This is a genomic window from Actinophytocola sp. (assembly GCF_050699915.1).
In the GTDB taxonomy this organism is placed as follows: Bacteria; Actinomycetota; Actinomycetes; order Mycobacteriales; family Pseudonocardiaceae; genus Actinophytocola.
Map to the genome: position 1 here is coordinate 1 of NZ_JBOHGA010000110.1, position 19,869 is coordinate 19,869.

23 protein-coding genes and 1 pseudogene are annotated in these 19,869 nt (G+C 73.0%); 14 read left to right on the forward strand and 10 right to left on the reverse strand.

All coding sequences use genetic code 11. The annotated features are described in order from the left end of the window. The 3 genes and pseudogenes from ACRDSK_RS19595 to ACRDSK_RS19605 form a co-directional block, all read left to right on the forward strand. Positions 1-807: LuxR C-terminal-related transcriptional regulator (locus ACRDSK_RS19595; protein ID WP_431442616.1), on the forward strand; the 807-nt coding region annotated here is incomplete at its 5' end. A 76-nt stretch (positions 808-883) separates the two neighbouring features. Next, on the forward strand, positions 884-2,143 hold the full coding sequence (locus ACRDSK_RS19600) for a flavin-containing monooxygenase (protein ID WP_431442618.1): 1,260 nt from the start codon (positions 884-886) through the stop codon (positions 2,141-2,143). A 5-nt stretch (positions 2,144-2,148) separates the two neighbouring features. Beyond that, positions 2,149-2,584, forward strand: a pseudogene (locus tag ACRDSK_RS19605) (MarR family winged helix-turn-helix transcriptional regulator). Here the strand turns inward: ACRDSK_RS19605 and ACRDSK_RS19610 are convergent. Genes ACRDSK_RS19610 through ACRDSK_RS19620 form a run of 3 tightly spaced genes read right to left on the reverse strand, consistent with a single transcriptional unit; the run spans position 2,562 to position 4,692 of the window. Then, positions 2,562-3,233 (reverse strand): response regulator, encoded by a 672-nt coding sequence (locus tag ACRDSK_RS19610; protein WP_431442620.1) that lies wholly within the window; start codon positions 3,231-3,233, stop codon positions 2,562-2,564. The pseudogene ACRDSK_RS19605 and the gene ACRDSK_RS19610 overlap by 23 nt on opposite strands. Next, positions 3,230-4,381, reverse strand: a complete 1,152-nt coding sequence (locus ACRDSK_RS19615) for a sensor histidine kinase (RefSeq protein WP_431442622.1) — start codon at positions 4,379-4,381, stop codon at positions 3,230-3,232. The genes ACRDSK_RS19610 and ACRDSK_RS19615 overlap by 4 nt, the downstream gene beginning before the upstream one ends. An 11-nt stretch (positions 4,382-4,392) precedes the next feature. Further along, positions 4,393-4,692, reverse strand: a complete 300-nt coding sequence (locus ACRDSK_RS19620) for a hypothetical protein (protein ID WP_431442624.1) — start codon at positions 4,690-4,692, stop codon at positions 4,393-4,395. Between the two features lie 98 nt (positions 4,693-4,790). Between ACRDSK_RS19620 and ACRDSK_RS19625 the strand changes: the two genes are divergently transcribed. Beyond that, on the forward strand, positions 4,791-5,156 hold the full coding sequence (locus ACRDSK_RS19625) for an MmcQ/YjbR family DNA-binding protein (protein ID WP_431442626.1): 366 nt from the start codon (positions 4,791-4,793) through the stop codon (positions 5,154-5,156). A gap of 6 nt (positions 5,157-5,162) precedes the next feature. On the opposite strand, the gene ACRDSK_RS19630 is transcribed toward ACRDSK_RS19625, so the two are convergent. Continuing rightward, a complete protein-coding gene (locus ACRDSK_RS19630) occupies positions 5,163-8,300 on the reverse strand; it encodes an ATP-binding protein (RefSeq protein WP_431442628.1) in 3,138 nt (1,045 codons plus the stop codon). 107 nt (positions 8,301-8,407) lie between these two features. Here ACRDSK_RS19630 and ACRDSK_RS19635 point away from each other — a divergent pair, with 107 nt between their 5' ends. Both ACRDSK_RS19635 and ACRDSK_RS19640 read left to right on the forward strand, forming a co-directional pair. Further along, positions 8,408-9,577 (forward strand): pyridoxal phosphate-dependent aminotransferase, encoded by a 1,170-nt coding sequence (locus ACRDSK_RS19635; protein ID WP_431442630.1) that lies wholly within the window; start codon positions 8,408-8,410, stop codon positions 9,575-9,577. A gap of 75 nt (positions 9,578-9,652) precedes the next feature. Then, a complete protein-coding gene (locus tag ACRDSK_RS19640; RefSeq protein WP_431442632.1) occupies positions 9,653-9,934 on the forward strand; it encodes a hypothetical protein in 282 nt (93 codons plus the stop codon). On the opposite strand, the gene ACRDSK_RS19645 is transcribed toward ACRDSK_RS19640, so the two are convergent. Further along, positions 9,935-10,537, reverse strand: coding sequence for a hypothetical protein (locus ACRDSK_RS19645; RefSeq protein WP_431442634.1), 603 nt, complete (start codon positions 10,535-10,537; stop codon positions 9,935-9,937). It lies immediately after the preceding gene. Positions 10,538-10,696: 159 nt separating this feature from the next. Here ACRDSK_RS19645 and ACRDSK_RS19650 point away from each other — a divergent pair, with 159 nt between their 5' ends. The 3 genes from ACRDSK_RS19650 to ACRDSK_RS19660 are packed head-to-tail and all read left to right on the forward strand — an operon-like array spanning position 10,697 to position 13,646. Then, on the forward strand, positions 10,697-11,806 hold the full coding sequence (locus tag ACRDSK_RS19650; RefSeq protein ID WP_431442636.1) for a sensor histidine kinase: 1,110 nt from the start codon (positions 10,697-10,699) through the stop codon (positions 11,804-11,806). Beyond that, positions 11,803-12,432, forward strand: coding sequence for a response regulator (locus ACRDSK_RS19655; RefSeq protein ID WP_431442638.1), 630 nt, complete (start codon positions 11,803-11,805; stop codon positions 12,430-12,432). Before ACRDSK_RS19650 ends, ACRDSK_RS19655 begins: the two co-directional genes overlap by 4 nt. An 11-nt stretch (positions 12,433-12,443) precedes the next feature. After that, entirely contained in the window at positions 12,444-13,646 is a 1,203-nt protein-coding gene (locus ACRDSK_RS19660) for a hypothetical protein (protein WP_431442640.1), read from the forward strand. On the opposite strand, the gene trxA is transcribed toward ACRDSK_RS19660, so the two are convergent. Continuing rightward, positions 13,647-14,021 (reverse strand): thioredoxin, encoded by a 375-nt coding sequence (trxA, locus tag ACRDSK_RS19665; protein WP_431442642.1) that lies wholly within the window; start codon positions 14,019-14,021, stop codon positions 13,647-13,649. Positions 14,022-14,133: 112 nt separating this feature from the next. After that, entirely contained in the window at positions 14,134-14,652 is a 519-nt protein-coding gene (locus tag ACRDSK_RS19670) for a hypothetical protein (protein ID WP_431442644.1), read from the reverse strand. 249 nt (positions 14,653-14,901) lie between these two features. Here ACRDSK_RS19670 and ACRDSK_RS19675 point away from each other — a divergent pair, with 249 nt between their 5' ends. After that, entirely contained in the window at positions 14,902-15,378 is a 477-nt protein-coding gene (locus ACRDSK_RS19675; protein WP_431442646.1) for an SRPBCC family protein, read from the forward strand. 1 nt (position 15,379) lies between these two features. Here the strand turns inward: ACRDSK_RS19675 and ACRDSK_RS19680 are convergent, their stop codons facing one another. Next, positions 15,380-15,541 (reverse strand): hypothetical protein, encoded by a 162-nt coding sequence (locus ACRDSK_RS19680; protein ID WP_431442648.1) that lies wholly within the window; start codon positions 15,539-15,541, stop codon positions 15,380-15,382. A 17-nt stretch (positions 15,542-15,558) separates the two neighbouring features. Here ACRDSK_RS19680 and ACRDSK_RS19685 point away from each other — a divergent pair, with 17 nt between their 5' ends. Next, positions 15,559-16,203, forward strand: coding sequence for a hypothetical protein (locus ACRDSK_RS19685; protein WP_431442650.1), 645 nt, complete (start codon positions 15,559-15,561; stop codon positions 16,201-16,203). Here ACRDSK_RS19685 and ACRDSK_RS19690 read toward each other — a convergent pair. Then, positions 16,192-16,965, reverse strand: a complete 774-nt coding sequence (locus ACRDSK_RS19690) for a hypothetical protein (protein WP_431442651.1) — start codon at positions 16,963-16,965, stop codon at positions 16,192-16,194. The two genes, ACRDSK_RS19685 and ACRDSK_RS19690, sit on opposite strands and share 12 nt — an antisense overlap. Positions 16,966-17,036: 71 nt before the next feature. Between ACRDSK_RS19690 and ACRDSK_RS19695 the strand changes: the two genes are divergently transcribed. Next, on the forward strand, positions 17,037-18,236 hold the full coding sequence (locus ACRDSK_RS19695) for a metallophosphoesterase (protein WP_431442653.1): 1,200 nt from the start codon (positions 17,037-17,039) through the stop codon (positions 18,234-18,236). Between the two features lie 9 nt (positions 18,237-18,245). Here ACRDSK_RS19695 and ACRDSK_RS19700 read toward each other — a convergent pair whose 3' ends face one another. Then, positions 18,246-18,461, reverse strand: coding sequence for an EF-hand domain-containing protein (locus tag ACRDSK_RS19700; protein ID WP_431442655.1), 216 nt, complete (start codon positions 18,459-18,461; stop codon positions 18,246-18,248). 48 nt (positions 18,462-18,509) lie between these two features. Between ACRDSK_RS19700 and ACRDSK_RS19705 the strand changes: the two genes are divergently transcribed. Continuing rightward, positions 18,510-19,283 carry a cyclase family protein gene (locus ACRDSK_RS19705; RefSeq protein WP_431442657.1) on the forward strand — a complete coding sequence of 258 codons (774 nt, stop codon included), beginning with the start codon at positions 18,510-18,512 and terminating at the stop codon, positions 19,281-19,283. A gap of 34 nt (positions 19,284-19,317) precedes the next feature. Beyond that, positions 19,318-19,869: thiamine pyrophosphate-binding protein (locus ACRDSK_RS19710; RefSeq protein WP_431442659.1), on the forward strand; the 552-nt coding region annotated here is incomplete at its 3' end.

A 19,869-nucleotide genomic window follows, 5' to 3' on the forward strand; every position in this document is an offset into this window, starting at 1 on the left:
GCCGAGCGGTTCGCGCTGGAGGCGAACCCGCCCGCGGCCGGCGCGGCCTGCTACCAGGTCGCCGAGCTGCACCGCCTCGCCGGTGAGCTCGCGCCGGCGGAGGAGCAGTACCGGCAGGCCAACCGCTGGGGACGTGCCCCGCAGCCCGGCCTCGCACTGCTGCGCCTCGCCCAGGGCCGGGTGGAGACCGCGCACACCGCGATCCGACGGGCGCTCGAGGAGGCGCAGGACCCGCCGACCCGGGCCCGGCTGCTGCCCGCGCATGTCGAGATCGGCCTCGCCGCGGGCGAGGTCGACGGCGCCCGGGCTGCGGCCGACGAGCTCGCGCGGCACGCGGAAGCGGTCGACTCTCCCCTGCTGCACGCCGCCGCCCGGCACGCGAACGGCGCCGTGCTGCTTGCCGAGGGCGCGACCCGCGACGCCCTCGCCGAGCTGCGCCGGGCCTGGGTCGCCTGGCAGGACCTGGACGTGCCCTACGAGGCCGCGCGGGTGCGGGTGCTGCTGGGCCGCGCCTGCCGGGAGCTGGGCGACACCGACACCGCCCGGATGGAGCTCGACGCCGCCGACTGGGTGTTCCGGCAGCTGGGTGCGGCCGTGCGAGCGAGCACCGCGGCCGGCGCTCTAACGGCGCGGGAGGCCGAGGTGCTGCGGCTCGTCGCGGCCGGGCGGACCAACCGGGCAGTCGCCGCCGAGCTGTTCCTCAGCGAGAAGACCGTCGCCCGCCACGTCAGCAACATCTTCGCCAAGCTCGGCGTCTCCTCGCGCAGCGCCGCGACGGCGTGGGCCTACGAGCAGGACCTGGTGTAGGCAGAACCACCCACATCGCCGATCTACACAGTTCGCCCGACGCGGCGGGGACCGGCGCGAACCTAGCGTCGCCGGCATGGACATCGACACACTGGTGATCGGCGCGGGGCAGGCGGGGTTGGCGACGAGCTACTGGCTCTCGAAGGCGGGTGTGGCGCACCTCGTCGTGGACCGGCGGGACCGGCTCGGGGGCAGCTGGCCGGACCGCTGGGACAGCTTCCACCTCGTCGCACCGAACTTCACGATCCGGTTGCCCGGCAAGGAGTACGCGGGCCCGGACCCGGACGCCTTCATGCCGCGCGACGAGATCGCCGGCTACGTGGCCGACTACGCCGCCGACATCGACGCACCCGTGCGGCTCGGCACCACCGTGCGCCGGCTCGGCGCCGCGGGCGACCGGCTGCTCGCGCACATCGACGGCGACGTCATCGAGGCGCGCAACGTGGTGCTGGCCACCGGGCCCTTCCAGCGCCCGCGGCTCCCGGCGGCGGCCCGCGGCCTCGCCGACCACGTCCACCAGCTGCACTCACAGGGCTATCGGCGTCCGGGGCAGCTTCCGGACGGCGGTGTGCTCGTGGTCGGCACCGGTCAGTCCGGCGCGCAGCTCGTCGAGGACCTGCACCGGACCGGGCGCGAGGTGCACGTGGCGGTGTCGATGTGCCCGGCCGCGCCGCGCCGGTACCGCGGCCGCGACATGATCTGGTGGCTGCTGCAGACCTTCCTGCACGGCGCCGAGGTCGGCGTCCCGTTCCCCACGGTGGCGGACCTGCCGACCCCGGCCGCCCGGTTCGCCTGCATCCCGCATCTGTCCGGTGTGGACGGTGGACACGACGTCGACCTGCGCTGGCTCGCGCGTGACGGGGTCCGGCTGTACGGGCAGCTGGTTGCCGCGGACGGCCCGGTGGTTCGGTTCAGCGACGACCTGGACAAGCGGCTAGCGTTCGTCGACTCGGCGTTCGACCGGGAGTTCCGCCCGCTGTTCGACGCCTACATCGCGGCCGCCGAGATCGACGCGCCACCCGACGACCGGCCGCCCCGCGACGACTACGTGCCGCCCACGAGCACCGAGCTGGACCTCGACGCCGCCGGCATCACGACGGTCCTGTGGGCCACCGGCTACCGTCTCGACTTCGGCTGGCTCGACCTGCCCGTGCTCGACGAGTGGGGCTACCCCCGGCACGTCCGCGGCGTCACCGAACATCCGGGGCTGTACGCGGTCAGCCTGCCGTGGCTGCACACCGAGGGATCCTCGGTGCTAGCGGGCGTCGGCGCGGACGCCGAGCACGTCGTCGCGCACCTCGCCGCTCGCAACGCTCAGCGGAAGTTCGCCTCGTAGCGCGCCTGAGCCAGCGCCTCGGCGACCTCAGGTCCGCGCTCTCGGTCGCCTCGCGCAGCGTGATCGCGATCTACCGACCGCTGCTCGAACCGCACGGGCTGACCCACCCGCAGTACCTCGTACTGCTCGCCCTGTGGGAGTCCTCTCCCCGCTCGGTGCGCGACCTCGGCGAGACGCTGCGCCACGAGCGGCGGCCACCCTCTCCCCCATGCTCAAGCGCCTCGAGTCGCTCGGATATGTCACGCGCCGGCGGGCCCGCGCCGACGGGCCCGCGCCGACGAACGGCAGCTCGAGGTCGAGCTCACCGACGCCGGCCGGGCCCTGCGTGCCGAGGCCGAGAAGATCCCCTACCGAGTGGTCGAGCGGCTCGGCATGTCACTCGAGGAGCTCGAGGTCCTGCACAAGGCGCTGTCCCGGGTCATCGCGGCGACTGATCGATGACGCCGGGCGCCACCAGCCCCGACTCGTAGGCCGCCATCACCGCCTGGGCCCGGTCGCGCAGCGCGAGCTTGCCGAGGATCCGGCCGACGTGGGTCTTCACCGTCTGCTCGGCCACCACGAGTCGCGCGGCGATCTCCTTGTTGGACAGCCCGCGCGCGATCAGCACCAGCACCTCGCGCTCCCGCGGGGTGAGCGCGTCGAGCGCGGGCGGCGTGCCGACCATGCCCGGCTGGCGGGCGAAGTGCCCGATCAGCCGGCTGGTCACCGTCGGCGCGAGCAGCGCCTCGCCGGCGGCGACCACGCGGACCGCGGACACCAGCTCCTCGGGTGTGGCGTCCTTGAGCAGGAAGCCGCTCGCGCCCGCGCGCAGCGCCGAGTAGACGTAGTCGTCGATGTCGAACGTGGTCAGCATGACGACCCGGGCCGGCGTGGGCGTCGCCAGCAGGCGGGCGGTGGCCTCGACGCCATCGAGCACCGGCATCCGCACGTCCATCAGCACGACGTCCGGCTCGGTCGCGGCGCACACGGTCAGTGCCGTCTCGCCGTCCGCGGCCTGCCCGACGACCTCGATGCCGTCTTGCGCGGCCAGCAGCGCGGCGAACCCGGCTCGGACCATCTCCTGGTCGTCGACGACCACCACCCTGATCACCGGCCGGCTCCGGGAACCGGCAGGGTCGCGCGGACCCGCCAGCCGCCGTCGGGCTGGTCGACCTCGAAGGTGCCGCCGAGCAACGTGGCCCGCTCGCGCAGCCCCACCAGCCCGTGTCCCTCGCCGTCCCGCGTCGTGGGGTGGGCCGGTCGCGCGTTGACCACCTCGACCGTCAGCTCCCCGCCGACCGAGATGTCCACTGTGGTCGGTGCGCCGGCGGCGTGGCGGACCACGTTGGACAGCGCCTCCTGCACGATCCGGTACGCGGTCAGGTGGAGCACGTCCGGCAGCCCAGTCGAGTCCCCGGTGACGCTCAGCCGCACCGGGGTGCCGGCCGCGTTGATCCGGTCGACCAGCTCGTCGAGGTCGGCGAGGGTCGGCTGCGGGGCGAGCGCGGGCGCGTCCTGGTCGTCGCGCAGCGCGCTGAGCAGGCCGCGCAGCTCGGTGAGCGAGCCACGGGCGCGGGACGCGATCCCCGTCAGCTCGTCGACGGCCGGCTCCGGGAGGCCCTCGAGCCGGTAGCGCGCGGTCTCCGCCTGGACGGTGATCATCGACATGTGGTGGGCGACGACGTCGTGCAGCTCGCGGGCGATGCGGGTGCGCTCCTCGACCAGCGAGCGCCGGGTCCGCTCGGCCGCGCTGACCTGCTTCTCCTCGGCCAGGTCCCCGGCCACCCGCCGCCGGGAGTGCACGAGGTCGCCGATCAGTGCCGCGGCGCCGACCAGGGCCGTGCAGATGAGCACGTTCTGCACCAGCCAGCCGGAGAACCCCAGGCCCAGCGCGAGGCTGGGCACGGCGACGAGCGCGACCGCGACCACGGTGCGGCGCCGGACGCCCTGGGCGGCGAGGATCCCCGTCGTCGCCGCGAGCAACGCCATGCTGCTGTACGCCCACGGCCAGGTGTCCGGATGCGGGAACCCGAGGAACAAGGCCGTCACGGTCGTGGCGACGGATGTGCCGTACGCCAGCCACCACGCCAGGTACGGCCGTCGGCGGTAGAGCAGGATCGGCACCGAGCGCGCGGCGCTCAGCACGAGTGCGACCCCGCCGTGCACCTCGGTGAACAGCGCCAGGTCGGCAGAGCCGAGAACCATCATCGCCAGCACGGCGAACCCGACGCCGATGCGATGCAGCCAGATCGTGTTCATCGTCATCAACCCTATTTCGCCGGCCGGTAGATGGTCTGCAGGATGACGAGGCAGATGGCCTGCAGCCCGACCGCGATCGTGGCGTGCACCGCCCACGCGCCCGCGAGCGTCGGCCCGCCCCACGCGCCGTCCAGCGACGGGTCGCTGACGAAGAGGTGGCCCATCAGGCCGATGGTGTCCGGCCAGAGTGGGTAGAGCCAGCCCCGCGCGACGAGGTAAGCGGCGAGCAGGGCGAAGGGGAGAGCCACGAGAGCCCTGGCGGTTCCCGGGCGCGGCTCGATCCGCAGCCGGGTGAGCAGTGTGTTTGTCATGATCGAGACGCTAGGGACGCGGCGCGCCCGGGTCGTCGGACCGCGGAGCCAACCTCGGCGTCATACCCAGGTGCTAGCCCGGGTGCTAGACAGGGGGCATGGCCGACCAGTCCGACGTCCGGCGCATCGCGTTGTCGCTTCCCGAGGTGGCGGAGGCCACCGACGGCTTCGGGTTCTCGGTGCGCGGCAAGGGCATCGCGTGGGTCTGGCTGGAACGGCTGGAGCCGAAGAAGGCGCGCGTGCCGCAGCCTGCCGTGCTCGCCGTCCGGGTGGCCAACGGGCAGGAGAAGGAGGCCCTGCTGGCCGCGGCCCCGGAGAAGTTCTTCACCGAGCCGCACTACAACGGCTACCCGGCCGTCCTGGTTCGCCTCGCCGCCGTGGACGAGGAAGAACTGCGAGAGCTGCTCACCGACGCGTGGCGCTGCCGGGCCCCGAAGCGTCTGGTAAAGGAGAGCGGCTTATAGGACCACCTACAGCGCTTCCTCGATCTTCTGCCGGAGGAACTCGTAGGGCGTCTGTCCTACCGACGGGCTGGAGACGAGGGCCGGACTCTCCTGGCCGATCTGGGTTCGGACCTGCGCCGAGTCGAGTCGGGTGAGGTCCCAGTTCGCGCCAAGCGCGATGTAGATGCCGCGGGCGGCGGCCAGGGCCGCACCGGACGCGGGGTGATCGCCGTGAGCGGCGAACGCCATCCCTGCCGCCTCCAGCGCCTTGGCCCACGGCAGGGGGCGCTTGGCCTCGGCGAACGACCTCGCCGCCGACATCAACGCGTCGGCGTCGCCGTCGATCAGACCTCGGCAGTACGCGGCCGCACCCAACCGATGCGGCACGTTCGACCGTTCCGCGAGGCTCCGCACCCGCTCTGTCAGCCCGGCCGCGGTGATGAGGTCGCCGATCTCGACCGCCAGCCGCACGGCGTCCGGCAGGAGGTCCTCCACCTCGTCGAGCTCCTCCGCCTCGTCTGTCAAGCAGTCTGTCAACACCGCCAGCGCCTCCTCGCGCGAGCCGTCGAGCTCTCGCTCCAGGCTCCTGGCGAGCGCGAGTGAGCCGATGACCCGGCGCCCGATCTGCTCCGAGTCCGACGCGACCAGCCCGAGGTGCCGCCGAGCGGAGGTCAGCCGACTCCGATGCAGCTCGATCACCGCCGCGATGCCGTGACTACAGCACGCCACCGACGGATCCGCCGCGTAGTCGGCGATCGCGTCGACCGCGGCGAGCGCGTCGTCCCAGTGCCCCATGTCGAACCGCAGCTCCGCCAAGACACTGTGTGCCTGAGCCAGCCGGATCAGACTGCCTGTCCGTTCGGCCAGCGCTCGGACCTGGTTTGCCGTGGCGATGGCTTGGTCGTACCGGTCGAGATCGCCCAGCACCACGGCCTGGTTGATCAGGACGAGCATCCGGAGATCGGCCAGGGTGACATCGCCGTCCGTGACAGTGAGCGCTCGTTCCATGAGCGGCAGCGCTTCGCTCACCTCGCCTCGCATGACCGTGCCGATGACGAGAACGTGCAGCGCCCAGCCCATCGCCCACCGGTCACCGACGACCTCGGCCTCGGCGAGCGCCCGGTCGGCCGCCTCCACGGCAGTGCCGACGTTGCCGAGGTTGCGTTGTGTGCGCGCCGTCAGGACGAGCAGTCGGGCGTGGTGGCGCGACTCGAGGCCGGGCCGGCCGAGAGCACGCTCCAGGTCGGCGAGCGACACCTGCGACCGGCCGGTCAAGGCCCGGCACTGGGACAGCGTCCACTGGAGATCGACCATCAGGTCGGGGTCGGTGACCGAAGCGGCCAGCTCCGCCGCGATTCGCTCGGCCTCCGCCGCGTCGCCGCTTCGGTAGAGGGCGTCCGCCAGGTGACAGGCCAGCACCGTGGCCTCGTGGTCGGCTCGGACCGGGCCCGTCACCGCGGCGCGGAGGAGCTCCACGGCCAGCGGCGGGGAAAGCGCGACCAGGGACGGGGCCGCGCCGACGAGCCAGCGGGTCAGCCACTCGTCCAGAGACCTCAGGTGCGAGCCGTGTGCGGCGGCCAGCAGCTGCCGCGCCACGTGGTGGACCGGGGCGCCCGACTCGGCCAGGGCACGCGCCGCGTCGAGGTGCCACGCCGTGCGCACCGTGGCCGGGATGCTCTCGTACAGCACCTGGTGGATCAGCGGGTGGCGGAACGCCAGCTGCTCACCCGCGTCACGCAGCACGCCCGCCGCCATGGCCTCGCCCAGTGCGACGGTCAACGCCGGCATCCGGCTGCCCAGCACGACGGCGAGCTCGGCGGCCGAGAACTCGACTCCCAGCAGCGCCGCCGCCCGCAGCATTTCGCCCACCCGGCCGGCCGCGAGCTCCAGGCGGCTCTCGATCGCGGCCACCAGTGACCCGGGCACCCGGTCGCCGGCCAGCTCGGCCACGCCGGACTCCACTCGCAGCGCGTCGTCCCGGCGCAGGGCGTCCACCAGCTCCGTCAGGAACAGCGGGTTGCCCGCGGCGCCGGCGGCGAGGGTGAGCAGGCCCTCGCCCGGCGAGGCGTCCACCGCCGCCGACAGGAGCTGCCGGACCGCCGGCGCGGGCAGCGGGCCGAGGCTCAGCCGGACCGCCGCCGCACGGCGCAGGGCGCGCAGCTCCGGTGTCCGCGGCACCGGACGGGCCATGCCGATCAGCAGCAGCCGCAGGTCACCGGCCGCCTTCGCCAGACGCGACCACACCGTCAGCGTCGGCCGGTCCGCCCAGTGCAGATCGTCGACGACGAGGACGACCGGGCCGGCCGCGCACAGCTCACCGACCATCGCCAGGATCTGCTCCGACGCCGCCGCGACCGGATCCGCCCCGCCCAGCGGCACCTCACCTCGCAGCAGCCTCGCGATCGCCTCGCCGCGCTCCCGGCTGCCCACCCCGCGCAGCGCGTCGAGCAGCGGCAGCAGCGGGAGCGCCTGACCCAGCTCGTCGCCCGCACCCCACAACACCGCACACCGCCCGGTGGCCCCGACGCAGGCCGCGGCGACCAGCGCCGACTTGCCGATCCCGGGCTCGCCGTCGACCAGCACCGCGCGCCCCCGGCCCGCGCACACCTCCGCCACCAGCCCGGCCAGCCGGGACAGCTCGGCATGTCGGCCGATGAGCGCCGGCACGGAGACGGGCGCCGCGGCGACCGGCGGTGCCATGTGGCTCGGCCGGCCCGAGAGCACCCGGAGCAGCTCGGCCGCGCCGTTGGCGGTGAAGTCCGCGACGACGTAGCGGCTCGCCGTGTGCGGCTGCAGGAACAGCGGGATCTCGCCGACGCCGTGCCCCGGCAGCACAACGGGCAGGATCTTGCGCAGCCAGGTGGCGCGGTCCCCGACCAGCAGCTCCCGCAGCAGGGCCGCCTCGGACTGGATGCCGCGGTGCTCGTCGGGCACGCCGAGCCCGTCGGCGGCGCGGCGGAACTTCTCCGACGCCACCACGATCACGTAGTCCACCGCGGTCAGCTGGCCGATCGCCCAGGAGTACCAGTCCCGGCGGGCCTCGGTGGACCAGACGTCGAGCACGGCCTCGACGCCCTGACCTCGTAAGAACGTGGCGAACTCGAGCACCTGGTCCTTGTGCTCGGCCGAGTCGTGGGCGTATGAGATGAACACCGTCGGCGCCACGCCGTCAGATCCTAACCCTCGGTCGCCCTCGCCGTTATCGATTCGTGAACTGCCGCCCCGTTCCGTACGTATGGGGTGATGACACCGAGAGAACGGGGCGTGATCGCGTGGGACAAGGCGTGGACGCGGGGCTGTTCCAGCAGAGTGCGCACAGCCCGTCCATCTTCGAGCTCTCCCGGCGGATGGGCGGGGACGGTCGGCAGCTGATCGACTTCTGCATCCCGTGCAACCCGTACTTCCCGACACCGGAGATGTTCGACGCGCTGGCCGCGAACCTCGAGGCGGTGCTGAAGTTCTACCCCAGCGACGCCGACACGATCTCCGGGCAGCTCGCCCGCGTGCTCGGGCTGAACCCCAGCACGATCGCGATGTCGAACGGCTCCACCGAGCTGATCACGTGGATGGACCACCTCTGGGTCCGCGAGAGCGTCGCCATCCCGATCCCGACCTTCGGCCGCTGGACCGACCAGCCGCTGGAGACCGGCAAGCGCGTGGACATGTTCCCGCTGCGCGAGGTCGACTGCTTCCAGCTCAACATCGACGAGTACATCCGGTTCATCCGCGCCCGCAAGTCCCGCGTGGCCGTGCTGTGCAACCCGAACAACCCCGACGGCGGCTACGTCACGCGTCGCGACGTCATCCGGTTCATGGACGAGCTCGCCGACCTCGACCTGGTCGTCATCGACGAGTCGTTCATCGACTTCGTGGAGGCCGAGCGGGACCCGTCGGTCGCGATGGAGGCGGCGATCCGGCCCAACGTCGTGGTCCTCAAGAGCCTCGGCAAGAACTTCGGCCTGCACGGCATCCGCTTCGGCTACCTCGTCGCGAACCCGGGTCTCGCCGGCAAGATGCGCCGCACGCTGCCGAAGTGGAACCTCAACTCCCTCGCCGAGACGATCGTGTTCATGCTGCGCGACCACGGCCCCGAGTACCAGCGCAGCCTGCAGCTGCTGGCCCGCGACCGGTACAGCATGGCCATGCAGCTCGCCCAGCTGCCGGAGCTGACGGTGTTCACCTCACAGGCGAACTTCCTGCTGGTGAAGCTCGCACCCGGCCTGGACGGCACCGACATGCGCGACTACCTGATCAACAACCACCAGGTGTTCATCCGCGAGTGCGGCAACAAGCTCGGGATGAGCAAGCAGTACCTGCGCCTGGTGGTCCGCCCGCAGCAGGACGTGGCCCGCCTGGTCGCCGGCATCCACGAATACTGCCGCCCCCAGTGGGGCGGCGAGGACGAGCTGTCCCGCCGCCGCAACGCCGAACGCTCCGCCTGACCTTCGGCACGTCCGCCCCAGACGGGGCGGGGCCGGGTGGCGGCGCCACCCGGCGCGGCGCGGCACAATGGAGAGATGGCAGAGAACCCGGAGCCGATCGACGCCGAGCTCGTCGAGGACGGCACCGCCCCGCAGCCGGCCGCGCCGCCGCCGGCCTTCGACTACACCGAAGCGGGCGTGCCGACGTTCGACTACGTCCGCGACCGCATCGAGAACCGGGCCGCGACGTCGACCGGCTCGGAGGAACTGGCCGGCGCGACCCCCGAGGGCAAGGCCGTCGAGGACCAGTTCGAGGCGCGCGAGCGCGCCGGCCGCGACAAGCTGGAGGAGATCCGCCGCCAGATGCGCGGCGAGTAGTCAGCCGACCGGGCGGCGCAGCGCCGTTTCGGGACGGCGGGGCGCGGGCGACCCGGCGACGACGGACACCGCCAGCCACACCAAAGCCGCGCCGGCGACCACGTGCAGCGCGCTCGTCGCGAGCGAGTCCGGCAGGCGCGCCGCGACCGCGAGCACCGGCAGCGCCACGATGTAGGCGACCGCGGGCACCCGCGGGTGGATCCCGGCGCGCACCATCGAGACGCCGAACAGCACAGCACCGACCGTGAACACCAGCGCGCTGCCCAGCAGCGCGACCATCGTCGGCCCGGCGACCAGCTCCTTCACGACGGGCTCGTCGAGGTAGAACAGGACCATGTTGAGCGCGAACGCCGCGCCGCCGAACAGGCCGAGACCGACGAGATTGACCGTGTAGGCCGCCGCGCCGAACGGGCCGGCCGCCTCGCTCTGGCGCAGGTGCAGCACGACCAGCAGCGGGATCGCGAGCGCCGGGGACACGCCGAGGACGAAGCTGGTCGCCGCGGTCTCGCCGGTGACGGCCTCGACCGCGGCGGGCAGGGCGAGGGTCAGGCCCGCGGCGACGCCGCACCACGAGCCGAGCCGGGCCATCGTTGCGGAGAGCATGAGAACTCCAAGCTGTACAAGGGAATCGGGCTCTCGAACGGTAGGAACGGCGGCCGCGGCGGCGGAAGTGGCGACCGGCCAGGACGCCGGCGCCGTTCGGCACGTGCCCTCCGGCCAGACATCTCGCCGGGGTGGCGCACCGCGTCGTAGTCTCGCTCCGTGAGCACGCACCCCGCCCGGATCGTGCCCTGGGTGACCGGGGCCGTGTACGCGATCGTGCTGGTGGCCGGGCTCTACTACGTCCTCGCCGGGCTCGGCACCGGCGGACACCAGCCGGCCCGGCTCGCCGGCTTCGTCGCCGGGATCGCGCTGCTGGTCGCGCTCGACCAGGTCGAGCTGCGCCGCCCGTCGACCCGGCGCGCGGCGGTCGTGTTCCTCGCCGCCCGGCTGGTCCTGTTCTTCGCCGTCGTGGCGCTCGACGAGTCGAGCCTGTCCCGCGTGCTGTTCGTGCTGGTGCCCTTCGGGGCGTACCTGACGTTCGGGCGCGCGGTGGGCCTGACGCTCGGCGGGCTGTGCCTCGGCCTGCTGGTCGCCGGGTTCGCGGTGTGGGTGCCGGGCTGGTACCGCGACGCGAACTACGTGTCCGACGTGCTGATGTTCGGCCTGGGGCTGATCATGGCGCTCGCGATGGCCGACGTCGCGGCGCGGGAGGCTCGCTCGGCCGCGCGGGTCGCCGAGCTGTCCGTGGCCACCGAGCGCAACCGGATGGCCCGCGACATCCACGACAGCCTCGGCCATCACCTGACCGCGATCTCCGTGCAGCTGGAGAAGGCCTCGGCGTTCCGGGACCGGGACCCGGCGGTGGCGGAGCAGGCCCTGGCCGACGCCCGCCACTCGGCGCGGCGCGCGCTCGAGGACGTGCGCACGTCGGTCGGCACGCTGCGCTCGCCGGTCTCGCTGCGTACCGCGCTGGCCTCGCTCGACGTGCCGGTCACCGTCGAGGGCACCGAGCGGGACACCGCCCCGGCGACCGTGACCGCGCTGTACCGCGCGGCGCAGGAGGCGATCACTAACGCCCGCCGCCACGGCGGGGCCGGCTCGGTGTCGGTCGCGGTGACCTTCGGCCCGGCCGACACCCGGCTCGTGGTGACCGACGACGGCGCCGGGTTCCGCCCGGACGACGATCACGACGACCACGACGACCACGCCGGCCACGCCGGGTTCGGGCTGCTCGGCATGCGCGAGCGCGCGGCGCTGCTCGGCGGTGTGGTCGACGTGTCCAGCGAGCCGGGCACCGGCACCCGGGTCGCGGTGACGATCCCGTCATGACCGTCCGCGTGCTCGTCGTCGACGACCAGCGGCTGATCCGCGAGGGCATCGCGTCGCTGCTGGACCTCCAGGACGGCATCGCGGTGGTCGGCATGGCGGCGAACGGCAAGGAGGCCGTCGAGCAGGCGCTCGCGCTCGAGCCGGACCTGGTGCTGATGGACGTGCGGATGCCGGAGATGGACGGCGTGGCGGCGGTCGCCGTGCTGCGCCGCGCGGCCCCGGGTTGCCGCGTCGTCATGCTCACCACGTTCGACGACGAGGAGTACGTCGTGCAGGCGCTGCGCGCGGGCGCGGCCGGCTACCTGCTCAAGGACCTGCCCGCCGCAGAGCTGGCCGACGCCGTCCGCCTCGCCCACGCCGGCGTGACCCAGCTGGACGCCACCGCCGCCCGACATGTGGCCGCCGCACTGTCCACTCGGGACCCGACGCCCGGCGAGGTGCTGACCGCCCGCGAGACCGAGGTGCTGCGCCTCGTCGCCGCGGGCGCCACCAACCGCGAGATCGCGGCCCGGCTCTACCTCAGCGAGGGGACCGTGAAGAACCACATCTCCCGTATCCTCGGCCGGCTGGGTCTGCGAGACCGCACCCAGGCCGCGATCTACGGCCGCGACCACGGCCTGCTGTGAGTGGAGGACCCGTGAGACCCAGGCGCCGCGGAGCGCTCCTGGCCGTCGTCGTGCTGGCCGGGCTGCTCGTGTCGGGCTGCGAGAAGCGCGCCGGTCTGCTGGCCGCACAGCGCAGCGCGACGGCCGGGCCGACCTCGTCCGCGCCGAAGCAGCCGCCGGCCTGGCGGCTGGCCGAGGCCGCGGAGACCGAACCCAGCGGCGTGCTGTTCGACGTCGCCGCGGTCGACGCCACCCACGCCTGGGCCGTCGGCCACGAGTCCTACGACCCGACGCAGCCCGACACCACCGGCGTACCCATCGTCCAGCGGTGGGACGGCCGGACCTGGTCCAAGATGGACCTGCCCGGCGTGACCTGGCGCGGCGGCCTCTCGCAGGTGGCCGCGGGGTCGCCGACCGACGTGTGGGCGGTCGGTGGCCAGGCCGGCCAGGACCCGACCCGGACGGTCACCCGCCTGCTGCGCCACGACGGCACCGCCTGGGCCGAGGTGCCGTTCCCGCCGGGCCAGGGCGCCACCGTCACCGACCTGGCCGTCGCCGACGGGCACACCTGGGTCGTCGGGTCCAAGGGCGGCAGCGTCCTGGTCCACGAGTGGGACGGACAGGCCTGGCGGCAGCACCGCCCGCCGGCCGAGTGCACGCAGGAGGGCGCCTCGTTCGGCGGGCTACCGACGTTCTGCAACTTCACCGGGATCGCCGCCTTCGCCGCCGACGACGTGTGGGTCGCCGGCAACGCGGCCTGGCCCGGCTTCAAGGGACCGCTGCTCTTTCACTGGGACGGCAACGAGTGGTCGCCGGTGAACGTCGGCGTCACCAACGCCGAGACCGCGTTCAGCGAGATCGCCGGCGAACCCGGCGACGTGTGGGCGGTCGGGCACCGGGCCGGCTACGGCGGGCCGGTGGCGGTGCGCGGCGACGGCCGGACCTGGCGGCTCGTCGAGGGCCTGCCCGTGGCGAGGTACCCCGACCTCGCGATCGACGAGGCCGGCCGCCCGTGGGTGCTGGAGAACTTCCCCGCGCCGAGCGCCACGCTCGCCACCTACCGTGACGGTCGCTGGGCGGACACCGCGGCACCGCGGCCGCCGGACACGGTCGGCGTCAGCCTGCACGGCGTCACCGCGGTCCCCGGCACCCCGAACCTGCTCGCGGTCGGCAACGTGGACCTGCCCGGCGACCCCCGCCTGCTCGCGCCGGTGGTGCTGGAGTACCGCGGCTGATCACTCGCCCTTGTCGGCCTGCTCCTTGGCGATCGCCTCGCGCACCTCTGCCATGTCCACGGCCCGCACCTGGTCGATCAGCTCCTCGAGCGCGACGGCCGGCAGCGCGCCCGGCTGCGCGTAGAGGACGACGCCGTCCCGCACGGCCATCAGCGTCGGGATCGAGGAGATGTTGAACGCCTGCGCCAGCTCCACCTGCGCCTCGGTGTCGACCTTGCCGAACACGATGTCGTCGTGGGTCTCGGCGGCCTTCTCGAAGACCGGCGCGAAGTTTCGGCACGGGCCACACCACGACGCCCAGAAGTCGACGAGCACGGTGCCCTCCGCCCCCACGACGTCGTTGAAGTTCTCGGTTGTCAGCTCGACGGTGGCCACCTGTACCGCTCCTTCGTCTCGGATGCTTTGGTCAACACCGGGGCCGCCCGCGTTTGTTCCGGACATGCCGCGGGCGGGTGGCCCGAGGACCACCCGCCCGCGAGCACACGCGTCAGCACATGGTAGTTGCCATCACGTCCGACGGGCTCGCCCAGGATGCGCAGCCGTTGAAGGAATGGCCGTACCAGTTGTGGCCGAATTCGTGCGCGGCCAGCAGGGCCGCGTCATTCACCGCGCCGGGGAACAGCTTGATGAGCTGACCCGCGCCGTAGTTGCAGCCGACAACGATCAGTCGACCGTCCTGGGTGACCATTTCGACCGCCTCGTAGAATCCGCAGTCGGTGATCGCGGAGTTCTGGCATTCGACGGGCGTGCCGCCGCCTTCCGAGGCGCCACCCCAGTAGTTCGCGCCGGTGCGAATCGGGGACTCCCACCCGGAGCAGGACGGCCGGATGTTGTAGGACCAGGCGGGTGCCGCCTGCTCCGTGACCTTCTCGACCTTCTCGGCCTTCTCGGCCGGCTTCGTGCTCGCCGCGTCGGCGGTTGTCGCACTGGCGAGCGGCGCGCCCAGGAAACCGAGGGCGAGGGCCGCGGAAATCGAGACGGCCAATTTGAGGGCAAGCTTGGACATCGCATCTCCTGTCGACATTTGACATTCGGAGGAAACACTTCAGTTGCAGGGGTTACTGGGTGAACAAATGCGATGGAGAAAATTCGGGAAAGCGCTTTCCTTCCCGTAATTCGAAGCTACTGGCTGCCCGAATTGACGTGCAACCTACGAAAGTAGGGTTGCTCGCGTTCGCAAATGCCGTTTATCCGCGCGTGCGCAGTCGGCGGCCGACCGTGTCGCCGCCGGCCGCGCCGGAGCTACCGTTTCCTCGTGGAGCCGACGATCTCGCTCAGCACGGAGGTGGCCGCCGACCCGCTGACCGTGTGGGCCATGGTCGCCGACCTGCCCCGGATGGGCGAGTACAGCCCTGAGAACGCCGGCGGGCGGTGGGTCGACGGCGCGACCGGCCCGGCGCTCGGCGCGCGGTTCCGCGGCGTCAACCGCAACGGCGATCGCGAGTGGTGGACCAGGGTGCGCGTCGTCGCCTGCGAGCCGGGCCGCCGCTTCGCGTTCGACGTGCGCACCCCGTTCGGCGTGCGGGTGTCGCGCTGGGCCTACGAGATCACCCCGACCGCGGCCGGCTGCCGGTTGACCGAGCACTGGTACCGGGTCGGCAGCTGGTTCATCCGCCGCTTCATGGGCCCGCGGGTCACCGGCCGCGCGGACCGTCCCGGCTACAACGTCGGCTCGATCGAGCACACCCTCGCGGCGGTCAAGGCCGCCGCCGAGGCCAGGCAGGCGGCCTGACCTACCGAGACTCCTCTTGAGACTCGGCGGCCCGCGCGTGCAGCCGTTCCCGGATCTCGTCGGGCGTGTACGCCCGCCGGCGTCGCTCGGCCCGGGCGACCACCGCCCCGGTCGCGGCCACCCCGACGAATCCCGCCACGCCCAAGATCTTCCACCAGCGCATGCGCATACGCTACAGCGATGGCAGGCATGCAGCTCGGTCTGGACGACGCGGTCAACCTCACGCGCACCGGCGACATCTGGCTCTTCCGCGGCCACACCGTCGCCGACCGGACCATCCGGATCACCACGAACAGCCCGATCAACCACGTCGGCATGTCCGTGGTCATCGAGGACCTGCCGCCGCTGATGTGGCACGCGGAGCTGGGCCGCGCGCTCACCGACATGTGGACCGGCGGACACCACCGCGGCGTCCAGCTGCACGACCTGCGGGCGGCCGTCGACCTGTGGACCACCCGGTACAAGCAGCGGGGCTGGCTGCGCCAGCTCGACCCGCCGGTCTCCGGGGAGATGGAGGACGCCGTGCTGAAGACGATCGCGCGGCTGGACGGCACCCCGTTCCCCTCCACGGCGAAGCTGCTCTCGGGCTGGGCCTACGGCCGGGTGCCGCGACTGCGGCGGGGCGTGTCCGGGTCCAAGAACGAGGCCAAGCTGGAGACGGCCTACTGCGCGGAGGTCGTCGCGATCACCTACCAGGCCATGGGTCTGCTGCCGACCGCCCGCAAGCCCAACTGGTACGACCCGGGCCGGTTCTGGAGCGGAGACGAGCTGCGCCTCGACACCGGCCGCCAGCTCGGCGCCGAGGTCGCGATCTCAACGGCGTGACGCAGTCTCGGCGTGGACCCACTTGTGGCCCGCCCGCGCCGCGCGTTTGAGGGCGGACCGCTCGCCGAAGTAGTCCCCCGCCATCCCGACGACCGGCAGCTTGCCAAGCGCGCGGTGGTAGAACCGGCCGTGCGGGCGCTTCTCCAGCTCTTCGGTGATCGCCATCAGCATGCGGCCCTGCCGCCACAACCACTTCGCCGCGGCCGTCAGCCCGAACCGCCTGCCGCTGGGCGCCTCCGGCGCGGGCGCGTCGTCGGTGAGCTCGGCGACGACTGCCTCGTCGGCCGCTTCGTCGCCCTTGCCGGCGGCCACCGCCGGGTCGATCTTCCGGTCGAACAGCACCGACCCGAGCAATCGGACCCGGGTGCCGAGGTCGTCGACGCCGTGCTCGGAGGCGATGGCGCACAGCAGCAGGCCCTGGCCCGCCGAGCCGAGAATGTCCTGCAGCGGCAGCTGATCGCCGAGCGCGCCGGCCAGTCCGGTGACCGACGCGGCGAGCGCGGTCAGCCGGCCGACCCGGTTGACCCACCAGTCGGACCGCTCGTCCACGGTAAGCCGCGCCCAGCTCGCCGAGCCCGGGTAGCGGATCTCCGCCAGCTTGCCGCGGATCCCCGCCAGCAGCTTGCGGTCCACCTCACGGTCGTCCTCGGGGACCTCGAGGTTGTCCTCGTCATGGCGCAGCCGGGTCAGCATCGGGCCGCAGCCGCGGACGAAGGTCCGCAACACGGCCGCGACGCGCTCGTCGGTGATCGGATCGGCCACCTGCATCCACCTCCGCTCGCCGGGTACCACCCGAGCCTGCTGGTTACCCCACGCCGGTAGCGTGGGTTTCGATGGCAGAGCTTGAGTCAGGTACCGAGTCACCCACCGACGAGCCGGAGCGGATCGCGCGGCCGCGACGCCGGCTGACGTTCCTCGGCATCGTCGTCGCGGTGCTCGTGCTGCTGTTCGGGATGCCGTGGTGGGCACTCGTGGTGTCCGGTCCACAGTGGCCGGTCCCGGTCTTCGTGGCCGGCACTGTGGTGATCCTCGGCGCCGCTCTCGCGCTGCCGGTGTCGATGATCCTCGGGCACGGACCCCGCACGCTGGATTGGGCGGCGCGTGTCGGCGACACCACCCTCGGGGTGGCGTGGGTGCTGTTCACCTGGACGGTGCTCGGCCTCGTGCCGCGGGTCGTGCTCGCCGTGGCCGGGGTGGAGAACCCGCTGCGTGCGCGGATCGTCGCCGGGTTCGTGGTCGGCGTGGCGCTGGTCCTGGTCGCGTGGGGTGTCGTCGAGGCGATGCGGGTGCCCCGGGTGCGGGTCACCGAGGTGGTGCTGCCGCGGCTGGGTCGGGGGCTGGACGGGACCCGCGTGGTGTTGCTGGCGGACACGCACTTCGGGCCGATCGACCGGGCGCGCTGGTCGGCCCGTACGGCGGCCGCGGTCGACGCGCTCGAGCCGGACGTCGTGTGCCACGCCGGCGACATCGCCGACGGCACGGTGGCGCGCCGCCACGCACAAGCCGCCCCGCTGGGCGACATCCGGGCCCGGCTCGCGCGGGTGTACGTGACCGGCAACCACGAGTACTTCGGCGAGGCGCAGGGCTGGCTCGACCACATGGCGGAGCTGGGCTGGACGCCGCTGCACAACCGGCACGTGACCGTCGAACGCGGCGGCGACGGCCTCGTGCTCGCCGGGGTGGACGACGCCACCGCCGGCGCCTCCGGCCTGCCCGGCCACGGGGCGAGCGTCACCGGCGCGCTCGCCGGCGCCGACCCGCGGCTGCCGGTGCTGCTCCTCGCCCACCAGCCCCAGCAGGTCCGCGCGGCGGCCGCCGCCGGAGTCGACCTGCAGGTGTCCGGCCACACCCACGGCGGCCAGATCTGGCCGTTCCACTACCTGGTCCGGGTCGACCAGCCGACGGTCCAGGGCCTGTCCCGCCACGGCGAGCGGACCCAGCTGTACACCACCCGCGGCGCCGGCTTCTGGGGCCCGCCGCTGCGGATCTTCGCGCCGAGCGAGATCAGCCTGCTGATCCTGCGCGCGGGCTGAGTTCAGCCGTCAGCCGGCGCGGTTCCAGGCGGCGGCGAACTCGTGGAACGAGATGCGGCCGTCCCGGTCGGAGTCGGCGTCCGCGAAGATCGAGGCGATCTCCGCCTCCGAGACGGCCTCGCCGCGGGCCGACATCGCGCCGGCGAACTCCTGCATGGTGATCTGGCCGTCGTCGTTCATGTCCAGCTCGTTGAACGTGCGGGTCAGCTCCTCGTTCGTGGACATGCGCAGCGCCTCCTGGCTCGGGACCGGACCGCAGCATAGTGTCCAACCATGCCACTGCTGCAGGATCTCCTGGAGGCCATCTCCGCCAACCGCGTAGAGATCGTCGACCTGACCGCGCCGCTGTCGAAGGACACCCCGATCCTCCAGCTGCCGCCGCCGTTCGCGAACACGATCAACTTCTCTCTCGAGCAGATCAGCCGCTACGACGAGGCCGGGCCGAACTGGTACTGGAACAACATCCACACCGGCGAGCACACCGGCACCCACGTCGACGCGCCGGTCCACTGGTCGTCCGGCAAGGACGGGGTCGACGTCTCCCAGCTCGCGCTGCGCACGCTCGTGGCGCCGGCGGTCGTCGTGGACGTGTCCGACCGCGTCGCCGCCGACGCCGACTTCCTCCTGAGCATCGACGACGTGCGGCTCTGGGAGGCGGAGAACGGCCCGCTGCCCACCGGCGGCTGGCTGCTGCTGCGCACCGGCTGGGACCGGCGCTCGCACGACTCGAAGCAGTTCCTCAACGCCGACGAGACCGGCCCGCACACCCCGGGCATCTCCGCCGCCTGCGCCCGCTGGCTCGCCGAGGACACGAACTTGGTCGGCCTCGGCGTGGAGACCGTCGGCACCGACGCGGGCGGCGCGCACGCCTTCGACCCGGCGTTCCCGTGCCACCACTACTTCCTGGGCGCCGGCAAGATGGGCCTCACCCAGCTGCAGAACGTCGCGAACCTGCCGGCCACCGGCGCGGTGCTGGTCGTCTCGCCGCTGCCGATCGTCGGCGGCTCGGGCAGCCCGGCACGCGTGTACGCGTTGGTCGAGAGGTGACGCGCGCCGACGTACCCTTCGCCGCGGAGGCGCCATGACGACGGCCGAGCTCGTCGGCTCCACGCTGGCCGGGCTCGGTGTGGCGCACGCGTTCGGCGTCGTCGGCAGCGGCAACTTCGTGGTGACCAACGCGCTGCGCGCGGGCGGCGTGCCGTTCGTCGCCGCCCGCCACGAGTGCGGCGCCGCGACCATGGCCGACGCCTACGCGCGGATGAGCGACCGGCTCGCCGTCGTCACCACCCACCAGGGCTGCGGGCTGACCAACGCGCTCACCGGCATCGCCGAGGCGGCCAAGAGCCGGACCCCGCTGCTCGTGCTCGCCGCCGACACCCCGGGTGCGGCCGTGCGGAACAACTTCCGGATCGACCAGGACGCGGCGATCGCCGCGGTGGGCGCGGTGCCCGAGCGGGTGCACTCCCCCGGCTCCGCGGTCGCCGACACCGTGCGCGCATACCGTACGGCGGTCCACGAGCGACGGACCGTCGTGCTCAACCTGCCGCTCGACGTCCAGGCCGCGCCGGCTCGGCCCACGCCGGTCGTCGCGCTGCCACCGCCGCGGCCCGCCCGGCCCGACCCGGCCGCGGTG